General features: G+C 64.6%; 12 protein-coding genes. 8 read left to right on the plus strand and 4 right to left on the minus strand.

What is annotated here, in order from left to right; all coding sequences use genetic code 11:
• The first annotated feature begins 18 nt into the window (after positions 1 to 18).
• The 7 genes from K940_RS0117465 to K940_RS28895 are packed head-to-tail and all read left to right on the plus strand — an operon-like array spanning position 19 to position 9,179.
• The gene (locus K940_RS0117465) at positions 19 to 1,032 is read left to right on the plus strand and encodes a VOC family protein (protein WP_036529049.1); all 1,014 of its coding nucleotides are present in this window, start codon (positions 19 to 21) and stop codon (positions 1,030 to 1,032) included.
• A gap of 1 nt (position 1,033) precedes the next feature.
• Positions 1,034 to 2,245: a cytochrome P450 gene (locus K940_RS28880; RefSeq protein WP_196812251.1), complete on the plus strand. Its 1,212-nt coding sequence runs from the start codon at positions 1,034 to 1,036 to the stop codon at positions 2,243 to 2,245.
• Positions 2,242 to 3,939 (plus strand): non-ribosomal peptide synthetase, encoded by a 1,698-nt coding sequence (locus K940_RS28885; protein ID WP_051407306.1) that lies wholly within the window; start codon positions 2,242 to 2,244, stop codon positions 3,937 to 3,939. The genes K940_RS28880 and K940_RS28885 overlap by 4 nt, the downstream gene beginning before the upstream one ends.
• Positions 3,939 to 5,324 (plus strand): condensation domain-containing protein, encoded by a 1,386-nt coding sequence (locus K940_RS0117480; protein ID WP_028478599.1) that lies wholly within the window; start codon positions 3,939 to 3,941, stop codon positions 5,322 to 5,324. The genes K940_RS28885 and K940_RS0117480 overlap by 1 nt, the downstream gene beginning before the upstream one ends.
• Positions 5,325 to 5,371: 47 nt before the next feature.
• On the plus strand, positions 5,372 to 6,562 hold the full coding sequence (locus tag K940_RS0117485; RefSeq protein ID WP_028478600.1) for an acyl-CoA dehydrogenase family protein: 1,191 nt from the start codon (positions 5,372 to 5,374) through the stop codon (positions 6,560 to 6,562).
• A gap of 30 nt (positions 6,563 to 6,592) precedes the next feature.
• Positions 6,593 to 7,957, plus strand: a complete 1,365-nt coding sequence (locus tag K940_RS28890; protein ID WP_051407307.1) for an NAD(P)/FAD-dependent oxidoreductase — start codon at positions 6,593 to 6,595, stop codon at positions 7,955 to 7,957.
• Positions 7,944 to 9,179: an epoxide hydrolase family protein gene (locus K940_RS28895; RefSeq protein WP_051407308.1), complete on the plus strand. Its 1,236-nt coding sequence runs from the start codon at positions 7,944 to 7,946 to the stop codon at positions 9,177 to 9,179. Before K940_RS28890 ends, K940_RS28895 begins: the two co-directional genes overlap by 14 nt.
• A 214-nt stretch (positions 9,180 to 9,393) precedes the next feature.
• Here the strand turns inward: K940_RS28895 and K940_RS28900 are convergent, their stop codons facing one another.
• The 3 genes from K940_RS28900 to K940_RS0117510 are packed head-to-tail and all read right to left on the minus strand — an operon-like array spanning position 9,394 to position 12,087.
• The gene (locus K940_RS28900; RefSeq protein WP_051407309.1) at positions 9,394 to 9,897 is read right to left on the minus strand and encodes a DUF2505 domain-containing protein; all 504 of its coding nucleotides are present in this window, start codon (positions 9,895 to 9,897) and stop codon (positions 9,394 to 9,396) included.
• 31 nt (positions 9,898 to 9,928) lie between these two features.
• A complete protein-coding gene (locus K940_RS28905) occupies positions 9,929 to 11,539 on the minus strand; it encodes a GMC family oxidoreductase N-terminal domain-containing protein (protein WP_051407310.1) in 1,611 nt (536 codons plus the stop codon).
• On the minus strand, positions 11,536 to 12,087 hold the full coding sequence (locus K940_RS0117510; RefSeq protein WP_196812252.1) for a DUF5987 family protein: 552 nt from the start codon (positions 12,085 to 12,087) through the stop codon (positions 11,536 to 11,538). Before K940_RS0117510 ends, K940_RS28905 begins: the two co-directional genes overlap by 4 nt.
• A 259-nt stretch (positions 12,088 to 12,346) precedes the next feature.
• On the opposite strand from K940_RS0117510, the gene K940_RS0117515 reads away from it, so the two are divergent.
• Entirely contained in the window at positions 12,347 to 13,159 is an 813-nt protein-coding gene (locus K940_RS0117515) for a maleylpyruvate isomerase family mycothiol-dependent enzyme (RefSeq protein ID WP_051407312.1), read from the plus strand.
• Between the two features lie 66 nt (positions 13,160 to 13,225).
• Here the strand turns inward: K940_RS0117515 and K940_RS0117520 are convergent, their stop codons facing one another.
• The gene (locus tag K940_RS0117520) at positions 13,226 to 14,119 is read right to left on the minus strand and encodes a PfkB family carbohydrate kinase (RefSeq protein ID WP_028478603.1); all 894 of its coding nucleotides are present in this window, start codon (positions 14,117 to 14,119) and stop codon (positions 13,226 to 13,228) included.
• Positions 14,120 to 14,236: the final 117 nt, after the last annotated feature.

The raw sequence follows: 14,236 nt of genomic DNA on the forward strand, positions 1-14,236 counted from the left end.
ACGACGATCGAGGCAGATATGTCCGACCCCACACTCGAGCTGTCTCATATCCGTTTTTTTGCCGAAGACGCCGAGAAGTCAGCCCACACGTTGGAGCGAGAGTCGGGGCTTTGCCGTATCGAGGCAGGCCCCTGGGCCGTGCGGGCCGCCGAGCGAACCGTTTGGTTGCGGGCAGGCGATGCAGTAGGTGTCGTAGTCGAACCTCGGCCCGAACCTCGCGCTGCCGCGTACCTGGCTCGCCACGGTTTCGGCGTCGCCGACATCGCTCTGGAGACCCCGGATGTCGGCGCGACCTATGCCGCACTGGTCGAGCGAGGGGTTGAGGGTATCGAGCGCCCCGGCTCGGTCGACGGGCAATTGCAGGCTGTCGTGGCAGGTTTCGGCGACGTCACGCATACTCTGGTGGAGCCGGTGGAGCACGACGCAGTGCTCATCCCTGACCGAAATCCCGTGGGCGTTCAAGAGATCGACCACGTGGCGTTCCTCGTGCCGGGAGGCCAACTCGAGCCCACCGTGGAGTACTACACCCGCGGGTTCGGTTTCCAGCGGGTCTTCTCCGAACGCACAGAGGTGGGCGGTCAGGCAATGAACTCCTGGGTGGTCACCAGTGCCCGGCGCAGCCTCACGCTGACGATCCTCGAGCCCGACCTCGCGCTCAACCCAGGACCAGTCGACCACTTCCTCAAAAACCATGTCGGCGCCGGAGTCCAGCATGTGGCATATCGCGTGGACGACATCGTTCACGCTGTCGAGACCCTCGTCGACGGCGGCATCGAATTCCTCGACACCCCGGACGCCTATTACGACCGGTTGCCAGACCGCGTGCCCAGCCTCGACCGCGATCTCGAGGACCTCCGCCGGCTCGGAATTCTTGCCGACCAGGATCATGGCGGCCATCTGTACCAGATCTTCGCCCACTCACAGCACCCGCAACGGACTTCCTTCGCCGAGATCATAGAGCGCCGTGGCGCCGAGCTATTCGGCAAGGGCAATATCGCCGCGCTCTACGATGCCATCCGACGGGCCGTCTGACGTGACGACCACCGACTGGCTCTCACTGCTGGGCAGGCCCCAATCTCTGGACCAGCGCGACCTACCACAACGCTGGCGCTACCTTCGGGATGCCGGCCCTGCTCATTGGGCGCCACCCACTGATGGCCGACCAGGGTTCTGGGTCATACCACGGTACGCGGACGTGCAGGCACTCGCCTCCGACCGACGACTGACATCCAGCCAAGGCAACATGCTGCTGTCACTACGGGAGGGGGGAGATCCGGCCGGCGGCCGTCTGATGGCCGTGATGGATCCTCCGGACCATACCGGCCTTCGCCGGATCATGGGAGGCCCGTATTTCCGGACCTTTCTCGATACACTCCCCCGGCGGATCGACCACGCTGCCACCGGCTACCTCGACGAACTCCTGGACCATGCCGCACTGACCGACGGCGTCGTCGACATTGCACCGCTACTCAGCGAACGGCTGCCCATCACAGTGGTGTGCGAGCTCATCGGCGTTCCGCAGGCCGACCGCGCGTGGCTGCTCGCGCGCAGCAAGGACGCGCTCAGCGCCGATGAAGCCGACACCGACCCGGTGGCCGGACAGATTGCGCGCATCGAGGTTGTCGAGTATTTCAACAACCTCGCCCGGACACCCCAACCCGGAACTCTGCTCGAGGTACTCGCCGGTACTACCTCGGCCGACCTGGACAGAGAGCACGTCGCACTGAACTGCTATGGGCTTCTCCTGGCTGGCGACGAAACGACCCGGCTCACCCTGAACTCGACATTTTCACTGCTGGCCCGCAATCCGCAGTCCTGGGAGGCATTGGTGAGCCGAACCGTCGGCATCGACGAGGCGAGCGAGGAGATCCTGCGGGTCACTTCACCCATCGCCCACATTGCTCGGGTCGCCAGTGAGGACATACAACTCGACGATGTGGTCATTCGCGCAGGCGACATCGTCACCAGCTGGATAGTCTCGGCAAACTATGACGACCGGGTCTTCGACGACCCTGAAACACTTCGGCTCAACCGTGGCGGGCATCATCTGGCCTTTGGCCACGGACCACACTATTGCTTCGGGTCTCACCTGGCTGGACTGCAGGTCCGGGCAGTTCTGCGGCTCCTACGGACGCGACTTGCCGGGCTCGAACCGGCAGGCAACCCCCGTCCGATCTACTCCTCGTTCTTGCGCGGCTACGCCAGCATGCCGATCGCTCTCGAACTCACCCAGGTGGCAGCATGACACTCACCCTCCTGAACCGTATCGACGGCCACCTGCGAACACGTGGGCAGGAACCAGCCATCGAGGCATTGGATCCCGACGACACCGCAATCGTCGTCACCTACGACGACCTGGCGCGGTCGACCGAACACGCCGACCGTGCCCTGGCCGAGGCCGGTGTGAAGTCCGGTGACCCGGTGAAGGTCGCCATGCGACGCACGCCCGAGCTCGTCGCGACTCTGCTCGCAATCTGGCGTGCGGGCGCGTACTACGTGCCGATCCCCGGCGACAACTCCGCGCGGGCACACCAGATCGCGCAGATGTATCCAGGGGCAGTCACCGTAACGGACGCATCGAGCGAAGCAACACTGCGGGTCGTGGCGCCGCCCACCCACGTCGCAGAAGCTGCGCTCGATCGGCAGGCCGAAGCCGATCCGTCCTTGGCCTACGTGATGTTCACCTCCGGTTCCACCGGCACGCCGAAAGGCGTCGCGATCCCGCGGGACGCGGTCGAGCGACTGGTGTTGGACCCGACCTGGGATGACGGACTCCACCACCGCGTGGGAATGGTTGCGCCCCACGCATTCCAGCTGAGCACCTATGAGATGTGGGTGCCGCTCGCACGTGGCGGGACGATTGTGATGGCACCACACGGCCCGTTGGACTATGGCGTGATCGCCGCGCTGGCACGGCGGCTTCAGGGTCACTCACTGCACTTGACGGCCGGCCTCTTCCGTGCCGTCGCCGTGGATCGTCCGTCGTTGCTCGCTGGCATCAGCGAGGTCGCGACCGGCGGTGACGTCGTCTCGCCAGCCGCCATCCGCGCCGTCTTGGAGCATTGTCCAGGAACCACGGTCAGACCGATCTACGGCTGCACCGAGGGAGTCCTGTTCTCGACCACGCAGAGCTATTCCAACATCACCGACATCGACCGTCTCGCCCTGGGCGGACACGCCTTCGCGGGCGCGACCATCACGGTCGTCGACGCAGACCTTCATGAGTTGCCAGCGGGCGAAGTCGGTGAGATCTGCATCGGTGGCGAACGTCTCGCGGCCCGGTACCTGGACCAACCCGAACTCACGAGCAAACAATTCGTCCGTCGCCCCGAGAAACCGTTCGATCGCATCTACCGCACCGGAGATATCGGCCGGACAGACGGCCGAGGCGAGCTGGTGCTGCTCGGACGGGCCGATCGTCAGGTGAAGATCCGTGGCTTCCGAGTCGAACTCGCCGAAGTCGAATACGCACTATCGAATCTGACCGGAGTCCGCGACGTCGCGGTCAAAGCACTCGACCCCGCAACCGACCGCACCCGTTTGATAGCTGCGGTCACCGGCACGGTGGAGTCCCCGTCTGCTCTGCGCCGTATGGCACAAGCCGCAGTGCCCGACTACATGATTCCCGAGGAAGTAAAGGTGATGCCGAGCCTTCCGCTCACCCCCAACGGCAAGGTGGACTGGTCCGCGATCATCGAGTCCATCGTGCCGCGTCTCGTCGACGAATCGGCGGTCTGCCGGCTCTTCGGTAAGTTCCTGCATACCGAAACCGTCGCGCCCCATGACAACTTCTTCGATCTCGGCGGGCAATCCATCACCGCTATGCGTTTGGCCGCTGCGCTCTCCGAGCACACCGGTGTCGAACTGTCGGCACGTCAGATCTTCGACGCACCCTCACCACGGCAACTCTGCGCCGTGATCGACTTCAGGAGACCCTGATGACGGATCGGATCACCAGCTGTGGTCTCACGGCCAACCAGCAATTCATCTGCGCCTACGACGACGGCGACGACGGACCGTTCGGTCCGCACTACACGATCACCCACGGCTGGTGGGTGTACGGCGAAGTGAGTGCCACAGAAGTACAGTCTGCCCTCGACACGCTGTCACGCCGGCACGAGGTGCTCAACACCGTCATCCAACGCGCCGGCGGATCCACGGTGAACGAGGCACACCAAGAGATCCACCCGGCACGGCCTGTGCCACTGCGTGTGGTGGAAGAAGTCGATGATGTCGATCGAGACCGGAGCACAGCCGAGCACCTTGCGCACGCTCGGAACACTCCCCTGCCGGCCACCGAGCTGCCGCTGATGCGAGCGACGCTGGTCGTCTTCACCCCCGAAACCCTATTGCTGATACTGACCTTTCATCACTTGGCTGTCGACGGCGTCGCGGTCCGGGTGCTTGCGCGCGAGCTGGCCGAACTCTTGGCGCGCGAGCAAGGCCATGTCTGCGAGTCGCTCCCCGAGCCCGCCCCCTACCGTGAGTACGCCGCGTGGGAAGAGAAGTTTCTCTGCTCGGACGACGCCGAGCGCCATCGCCAGCACTGGCGCCGCGTTCTCGACGGCGCGCGCATCCAGACCTGGCCGACCGACGTGGCTCGCGGCAGCGGTCGGGTCAAGACAACCGGTACCTGCCGGTTCACGATCGACGTAGACACCACCGCGAGACTGCACGCTACGGCCCGAGCACACAACGCGACGCTGTTCATGGTCTGCTTCGCGGCCTACGCGTTACTGTGCGCCCGCGAAGGCGAGCCCGAGGTCACCGTGCCCACCTTCTCTCCTGGTCGCCCACCCGATTTCGCGGAGACCGTCGGCCCCTTCTTCAATTTCACTCCGTTGCGGATCGACCTGCGCGCGGGCCGCACTCTCACCGAGGCGATCGAGCGGGTTCGCGGCGCGGCGCTCGCGGCCAGCGAGCACGACATTCCGGCGATCCCGGCGCTGGTGCCCGAGACCATGATGCCTGCGATGCAATCGGACCGGGCTACAGCAGTGTTCCAGGTTTTCCCGTTCCCGCACTTGCTCGACCACACCCGTGTCGGTGGCCTCGAGTTCACCGAAGTGCGGCGCTGGTCTGCTGAAAGTGCCAATGGCTCGGGCAGTTCGGACGACGAGGGTGCACAAATACCCGACGGGTGCCTCTGGACTGTCTCACTCGACCCGAACACGCCCGACATCGTCGGCACCCTCGACTACCGCCGTGATCTTTTCGACCCTGCAACCGCACGTGGACTGGCACGCCGGTACGTCGATCTCCTCGAGCAGACGACCGCCGCGCCCGACGTTGCTGTCGAGCAGCTGGCGCTCGAGGACGCGTGAGCCGCAGCCACGAAGACACCCAAGCACCGAAATCAGAGGAGCCTGCCTTGGACGCCACTTCGGTCGACCGACCAACTACCACAACCGACTTGGGCCAGATCGCCTCCGATCTGCGACCGATCCTTCGGAACTTTGCTCAGGAGGGTGACCAAGCCCGCCGGATGCCGCAGCCGGTTCTCACCGCGCTCTCGGAGTCCGGGCTGCTGAGACTGCGCCTGCCCACCGCTTTCGGCGGTATCGAGGCAGACAACCGCACAACCTACGAGGTCGTGCGGGCTATCTCACGGGGTGACGGTGCCGCGGGCTGGACCCTTGCGGTGTGGGCAATCAGCTCGTGGATGGCCGGCCTGTTTCCGGACACGGTTCAAAAGACGATCTTCGGGACGCCGAGCTGCCGCGTGGCCGGAATTCTGTCGCCCGGTGGCGTGGCCATCCCGACCGACGACGGGTACATCCTCAACGGGCGTTGGTCGTTCAACACCGGTGCTGCCCAAAGTCATTGGAACACTCTGGCGGCGGTCATCCAGGAAGACCGCTCCGAGCCCATCCCGGCCATGGTTGCGGTCCGGATAAGCGACCTCGTAGTGGACGACGACTGGCACACCTCAGGGATGCGCGGATCCGGAAGCGTCACGGTGGTTGCGAACGGCATCCCGGTGCCCGATGCCTATGTGCTTCCCATCGGGCCGGTGATCGCCGGCGCCCCTCCGAGCAACAGCAATGCGACTGTGCCCATGTACCGGACGCCGTTCATGGTGATGGCAGGTATCACGGTGGGCGCAGTAGCAGTCGGCCTCGCCGAGGCCGCGATCGACGCATTCCTCGGCCGGCTCCCCGGACGTGGGATCACCTACACCGACCACGCCGACCAGAGCCGGGCTGGCGTAACCCACATTCAGGTCGGCGCCGCGTCTCGGCTGTTGGAAGAAGCACGCCTGCACGTCTGCCATGCGGCACAGTTCAGCGACGAAAGGCTCGCCTCCGAGGCGCCCTGGACCGTTGAGGAGCGGGTCCGGATGCGTCTACACCTCGGCGGAGCGACTCGTCGTGCCCGTGAAGCCATCGATCTGCTCGCGAGCATCAGTGGCGGGTCCTCGACGTACCTCCATGTGCCGATCCAACGGATTCAACGTGACATGCACACCCTCGCGTTGCACGCAGTGATGAATCCCGAAACCAACGACGAGCTCTACGGGCGGGTTGCCTGCGGCATGGGCCCACACACTCTCTACATCTGAGTACGTATGAGCCAACCGAAAAGGAAACGAATGCAACGCGACCACGCCGTCGTGGTAGGCGCCGGACTCGCTGGCCTACTCACTGCTCGAATCCTCAGTCACCACTTCACAGATGTCGTCGTGGTGGACCGCGACCGGCTGCCCGGGCAGGCACAGCCACGGCAAGGTGTCGCACAAAGCCGCCACGCCCATGGCCTCGTTGCCCGTGGCCAGGAAATCTTCGAAACACTCTTTCCCGGAATCTCCGGGCAACTGCGACAACGCGGAGTTGTGCCCGGAGACTTCAACTCCGACATCGATTGGTATTTCGGTGGACACCTGCTCGCACCGGGCAAGTCCGGCCTGACCTCGATACCCGCCACCCGCCCCACGCTCGAGTTCGAGGTGCGGCGGCGAGTCACCGATCTGCCCAACGTCGTTGTTCGTGACCACACCGAAGTCACAGCTTTGCGGACCCGGCATCGGCAGGTCACGGGTCTCGAGCTGTACAGCCTTCCAACCAAGACTTCGCAGGAGATCGAGACCGACTTCGTCGTGGACTGCTCGGGTCGTGGAGGCAGGTTGGCGAAGTGGATGGCCACCCAGGATATGACCCCGCCCGACGAGGAGACCGTCGAGATCGGACTCGGCTACACCAGCGCCCGGTTCGCAGTCTCCGAGGACCCTTTCGGCGACAAGATCGCCACCATCCTTGCCAACTCGCCCAAGGAGCCCCGCGGCTGCTTTTTCTACCGGTCCCCGTATGGGGACAATGAGGTCGAGATCTCACTCACCGGCATGCTGGGTGACCATGCTCCGACGGACCTTCCGGGCTTCATGGAGTTCGTGCGGTCCCTACCCGTGCCATCGATCTACACGGCTCTACGGGGCGCCGAGGTGGTCGACCACCCTGTCAAGCTGACCTACCCGGCCAGCAGGTGGCGCCACTACGAATCCTGCCCGGAACTGTTCGACAATCTGGTCCCGCTCGGTGACGCAATCTGCAGCCTCGATCCGATCTACGCCCAAGGGATGACCGTTGCAGCCCTCCAGGCACTCGAATTGGACCGTTTGCTTGCAGCAAAGCGCTTTTCGGCGCGAACCTACCATCGAGCCTGCGCTCGCATCATCGGACAGGCGTGGTCGGTATCGGCTGGTGCGGATTTGGCCTACCCAGCGGCGAAAGGGCGACGCACAGTATTCGTCAGGTTCGCCAACCAGTACATCAGTGCGCTGCACGTGGCCGCACGCGTCGACCCCGTGCTCTCGAATACGTTCTTCCAGGTCGCTGGCTTGATGCGGTCTCCTGCCACTCTCTTTCATCCTCATGTGGTCGCCCGGGTGCTCGTGGGCACTCTGCGTGCCGGCCGCACTCGATCGCTCGAACCAACGAGGAGCAACCGTGTCCATACGTGAGTTCACAGTCCAGGTCGCCGATGAGGAGATCGACGAGGTCCGCCGCCGCCTGCACACCGCTCGTTGGCCATATCTCGTTGGCGACGAGAACGATTGGGACCGGGGCATGCCGGCCACAGCGGTGCGGGAAGCAGCGCGATACTGGGCCGAAGAATTCGATTGGCGCGAGACCGAGAACACCATCAACTTGTTCCCGCAACTCATGGTCCCCGTCAGCGGAACCGAGGTGCACGTCGTCCACCTCCCGTCGCCGCGAACGGATGCCGTCCCGCTCGTGCTGGTGCATGGTTGGCCGAGTAGCTTCATGGAATTTCTTCCGATCGCACGCGCGCTCGCGCAGCCTGCCAACCCATCGGCGCCAGCATTTCACGTGGTCGTGCCCTCCATCCCGGGCTACGGATTCTCCCCGCACCCCGATACGCCCGGTTGGGATACGCGCCGTGTGGCACAGGCATTCGTCGAGGTGATGACCGAGCTGGACTATCACCACTATCTCGTACACGGAGGCGACTGGGGTAGCCCGATCGCCTTGCGAATGGCCGAGGCGGCCCCAGGCGATGTCAGAGGGGTGCACCTGTCCATGCTCGCCACTTTTCCCCCGGACGGGGCGGCCAGCGTAGCCGCGCTCAGCCCTGAAGACCAAGCGAAGGTGAACTTCGCTTTGGAATTCGAACAAGTGGCGACGGGCTGGCGCAAGATTCAGTCCACCCGACCTCATACCCTCGCCTACGGGCTGCACGACTCCCCGGTCGGTCAGCTCGCCTGGATCTGCGAAAAGTTCCGCGAGTGGAGCGCGCCAGGACTGGTGCTCGACCGATCCACGGTGTCGCTCGAATTTCAGATTGCGACCGCGGCCCTCTATTGGTTCACAGGCACCGCAAGCACCAGCGCCGAACTGTACTTCGAGTCGAACCGAACAGACGCCGACTTCGTTGCCACCTGGGGCGGACCTTGGGCAGTATCGGCTCCTGTCGGGGTCCTCGAATTGGGGCAGGATGTCGTCCGACCGGTGCAACAATGGGCACAGCCCCTGCTGCCGACATTACGATCGTGGCGAGTCCTCCCCGACGTTGGCCATTTCCCCGCGCTCGAAGCCCCCGACGCACTCGTCACCGAATTGCAGACGTTTGCCACCGAGACGTCACCACCGGTCGCCGTCGACACGCCCGGGCGCACCACGACCCCCTTCACCCACGGCACGAAGCGGCAACGGGCCGTCTGAACATATGTGGTGACAGTTGCCCCGACTCGTCGAAATACCGGGCAGACAACGGATGTGACGGGTCGGGGCGCCGCCGGTGTCCTCGAATGTGGCAACCTGGTCGAGGCTGCCCCTCCGACGCCGACCATTGTCACGGTTGGACTGGCCGAAACACCCGAGGCACACAGTTCGTGCCCCAGGACCGGCCAGTCCGGCGGGTGTGAGCTACTACCGGTCAGTCGGCGCGGGTCCGGGAAAGTGTCCGCTCCAGTATTTCGTACTCGATCTCGATTGTCTCGAGCACCGAAGACAATGCGGCTTCGGTGATTCTGGAACGGAAGAACGGTACCGTCGCCTCGAGATCACCGGTCCACTCGAGCCGACTGCCACCATCGACGACGGTCAAGTAGGCAGATCCACGGAGCTCGATCGGTGCTCCGTCTATGTCGATCAGGAACTCTGCGGTGCGTGAGCCGTCCGACCCCGGCGCATCCCAGCGCTCGGTCTCCACCACAGTTATCGAAGGGTTCACCAGTGTCTTGACGAACTCGGGCATTCGAGTGGTGGCGATGCGGCGTCGGGTGACAACTTCGAGTCGGTCGCCATCCGCACGTGTGGTCATGCGGTAGTCGAGCGCACCGACAGCCGCGGCTTTGGATGCCTGAGTGGCAGGAGCGACCAGCGCGGCGTGCACCTCGGCGGGCGGCGAGCTGAAAGTGCGTGCGGTCTCAACGTACATGTGGACTTCCCTGTGTGTCGTCGACGGCGGATCAGCGGGGCAACGTGCCTCGATAGCGGACCTGGGCGCCGCGGTCCTGGAGGCGGCGCACTATGTGGGGTGCGGCACGCTCGGCCAGAGCCGCGATGGTATTGGACGGGTTGACGGTAAGGGCGGTCGGCACCGCCGATCCGTCGACAACGAAGATCCCCTGGTGGCCGCGCAATTCGTGCATGGGATCCAGTGCGCTTATCGCGGGGTCGTCGCCAATTCGGCACGAGGCCAAGGGATGCACGGTATATGCGCCGACGAGGTCGTTCGTCCATGGGGTGACCGTGCCGAACCCAGGCTCCTCGACGACTCGGTATACCAGATCGTCGGCCTCCGACCAGGCGGTGAGGGTACTCGCGCGTGGCCGGTACCGCAGAGTCCCCCGACCCAGCAATTGCTGGCTGAGCCGCACTGCGTTCCCGGTAGGTGGTGGCACGCCGAAGACACCCTCGTTGTCGTCTTCGATCAATTGAAACAACATCAGCCACGACTGCCAGTCGTCCAGCATTCGCTTCTTCTCGAGCCCGAACCACGCGGGGCCGCCCGGTTCGGGCTCGGACGCCTGAGCAAGAATCGTGCCGAGCCCGGGCGGAAAATAGAGCTGCTCGACCGAGAATCGAGTGAACTCGGCTCGGCTCGCGTCGAGGTGGTCCCAGGTCGAGACCACCGGGCCACGGCCGACCTGGAACGAGCGATATGCAGAGCCGTTGCCGGCCTCGAGCCCGAACTCTTCGCGGAGCCGGGAATCATCGAGAAGCGCAACGATGATCCGCTCTCCGTTACCGGAGAAGTACTTGCCGACTGCGTGCGGCAGCGTGCCACCGAGCCGCTCGCGTGAACGTTGCAAGATGACAGGGGTCGCGCCGGCCCCGGCAGCGATCACCACGACCTTGCACCGGATGCTGCCATGGCCGGTGTACTCGCGGTAGTCGATCGAGTCCACCACGCGGTACTCGACGAGATATTCGTCGTTCGCAGTGCGAGTGATCGTCTGCACTTCGTGCAGAGGCCTGATCTCGGCGCCCGCCGCCTCGGCTGCAGGGATGTAGTTGAGCAGCATGGATTGCTTGGCGTCCTCGCGGCAGCCGGACATCATCCAGTTGCAATTCGTGCAGCGAGAGGTATCGACGGCCGAGGGCAAGGGGTTGGCGGTGTAGCCGGCGTGGTCACACAACCGTGCCCACACACCGCCGGGGTAGCTCACGTCGTTCCAGTCGTGCCGGGTGACCGGTAGTGCATGTGCCACTCGGTCGTACCACGGGTCGAGCGAGGCTCGGTCGATTGCAGCTGGCCACAGTGGTCGGTTGAGCGAGCCACGGCGGTCGAAGACGAAGTGGGGCGCTCGCGGCATGGCGGCGAAGTACACGACGCTGCCTCCACCCACGCAATTTCCGGCCAGCACGCTCATGCCATCGCCAGCGGTGAAGTCGAAGATCTGTGTGCTCGAGCTGCCGAACTGGAAACTCTGCTGGAAATCTTCGCTTTCCAGCCGTGGTCCGCGTTCGAGCACCACAACACTCGCGCCGGCCTCGGCGAGGTGGAAGGAAGTAATGGCGCCGCCGAAGCCGGACCCGACAACAACTGCGTCGACGGTGTCTTGGTGAACGCTCATGGCAAGTGTCCGTTCTCATCGGTGTCGGGATGCAGTCGCGCCATGGGTTGTCGGTAACTCGCTCGCTCGAAGCCCCAATGTCCGTTCTCGTCCGGCCGAGCGAATCCGACTGCGAGTAGTCCGGGGTGCTCCTCGGCAATCGCGGTGGCGGTATCACGGTGCGGTGCAGAGTCATAGGCCATATAGGAGAAGAGCGCGAGCAGGAACCAGAAGTCGCGCAATGCTGCGTCCGGCGCGCTGAGATCGGCTACCAATCCCCTGCGCGCCTGGTAGTCGAGGTCGGCGAAAGGGACATCGTCTCCCACTTCTACCCCGATTCGAGCTGCATGCTCTCGCGCGTGCTCGTTGAGCAGGTGGGCCATCTCGGCGATGCCGTCGTCGATGCCGGTCGCGGGGTCTTGGAGCACGGTCAGAGCGCCTGCCTCCACTGCCCCTGGAAGGGGCGAGACGCCTGCGATCGCACGGTCGTTCTCGTGCCGCTTGCGACCGGGGAGCACGGTGTCGGCGAACGCCTCCAGCGTAGTGATCTCTGTGGTAGTGAGCGCCACGATTCTCACCTCTGATCGGTTGGACGGTCAGGCTCGAGCGCCTGGGTCGACATCCAAAACGTTAAGCACTCTGCCGACCAGGACGTCTTGTTCTGTGCGCTGCCGGACCACTGGAGGGGTGGGCGACTCGTCCTCGCGCGGTGGGCCTGTCCGCGGGGGCCGAACGTGGTGGCGGGAACCTGACATCGATCTGTCCGATCCCTGAAGCACTCATCCTGATAGACAGTGCGTGCATCGACCCGACCGATCGAGGAGCGACATGCCAACATCCAGCTCGGTGGAGAACGTCTTCATTGCCGCACTTCGGTTCGAGGCCGAGACCGTGACCGCATTGCTCACCGATCTCGGCGGCGAGGAATGGGACACCCCGACACCTGCGACCGGTTGGACGGTTCGCCATCAGGTCGCGCACCTGATCAGCGTCTATCGCCTCGCTACGCAGGCAGCGAACGATCCTGAAGGCTTCCGGTCGCTACTCGCCCAGCTCAGTGGTGATTTCACCCGTGACGTGGCCGCTTCGATGCAACCGCTGCTCGCCAAGAGCCAGGTCGAGCTCACTGCGACGTGGGAACATGTCGCAGCTGAGGCCGTCATTGCCCTTGATTCGCTGCCCGGTGATCGTATGCTGCCCTGGCTGCTCAATGACATTCCGGTCTCTGTGCTCGCCATGGCCGGAACCACGGAGGCTTTTGCCCACGGTCAGGATATCCGCGACACCTTCGGAACCCTGCGCACACCGAACGATCATGTGCGCGCGATCTGTGAGTTCGCCTATCACACTCGCGAATTCGGCTGGCTCGGCCGGGGGGCGCAACCACCTGCTGAACTCGACCTCCGCTTCGAGCTGAACTCACCGAGGGGCCAGCACTGGACGATTGGGAATCCCGAGGGTGACGACGTCGTGTCCGGCGACGCATGGGACTTGGCTCTGCTCGTCACCCGCCGCCGCCACCCCGACGACCTCGCACTGAGCGGCGGGACGGAGCTGGCTCGGCGGTGGATGTCCATTGCGCAGGCGTACCGCGGCCCGGCCGGAGATGACCGGAAGCCGGGTCAGTTCGCCAGCCGGTGATCCGAGATGCTTCCGCCCCAACGCAACTCGCCTCCGAGCTACCGAAATCCACCGGACCGCAGCGAGCTAGTCGCGGTGTCGCCTGGGTAGGCCATCGACAGTGTCGACCCAGTTGCGGGTGCCGAACGAGCGACATGACCGTGTAGCCACCGCGGATGCGTGGGTCAGCGCGTCGACGAAGTCACTGCGACTGCTGTAATAGGCGCAGAATGCGCCGTGCAGAATGTCGCCGGCGCCGAGGGTGTCGGCGCCGGTCACGGGCGTGACGTCGACCGCTCCGTGTCGACCTCGGTCGGCGTAGAGGATCGGATCGGGCCCGCGCGTGACCGCTGCCTGTGTCGGCCCGATCGAGCGCACGTAGTCCAGCAGCATCGAACTGTCACCGTCGAAGCCGGGCGGTGCGAAGGTCGCTGAGCAAATCGCGACATCGACCAGCGGCAAGAGCCTGTCGTGAACCGGCTTCCACCGGCCTGCGTCCAGGACGATCGGCACCCCGATCTCGGCGGCACGGCGGGCGACTCCCATCGCGAGATCGGGATGGTGACCGTCTACGAGCACTATCGATGCCTGTTCGACGTACCGGGTGAGCTCGACGGTGCACGGCGCCTGGATCCGAGTGGCGTCGAGGCCGACGACCGTGCGGGTCTGCGCGTCCATTGCGACCACCGCGGACGAGATCGGCGGCTTGTCGATGCCGGCTGGGGTGGCATCGACGACTGCGACATTGTGACCGGTCAGATCGTGACGCACCAGGTCGGCAAGCGGGTGGCAGCCGAGCGCGGTGATCAGGGTCGACTGCTTTCCGGTCACGAGTGCACAGGCCACCGCGGCGTTGGCGGCGGGTCCGCCGGCGCCCAGGAACTGGTCCAATGCTCGACTTTTGGTGTCTTCACCTGGATATCGTGCGACGGCATGGGAGATGTCCAAGGTGGACAATCCGACGAACAATGCCCTGGTCACTGGATATCTCCTCGGCGGAGTCGTTGGGTGAGTTCGTCGCGTACCCGGGCCAGGCGCTGGTGCCACCATGCGGTCCGGTCTCGGTCGGTGAGCTGGAACTTCTCGAGCAACTCCGGG

It is taken from the genome of Nocardia sp. CNY236, assembly GCF_000482385.1.
In the GTDB taxonomy this organism is placed as follows: domain Bacteria; phylum Actinomycetota; class Actinomycetes; order Mycobacteriales; family Mycobacteriaceae; genus Nocardia.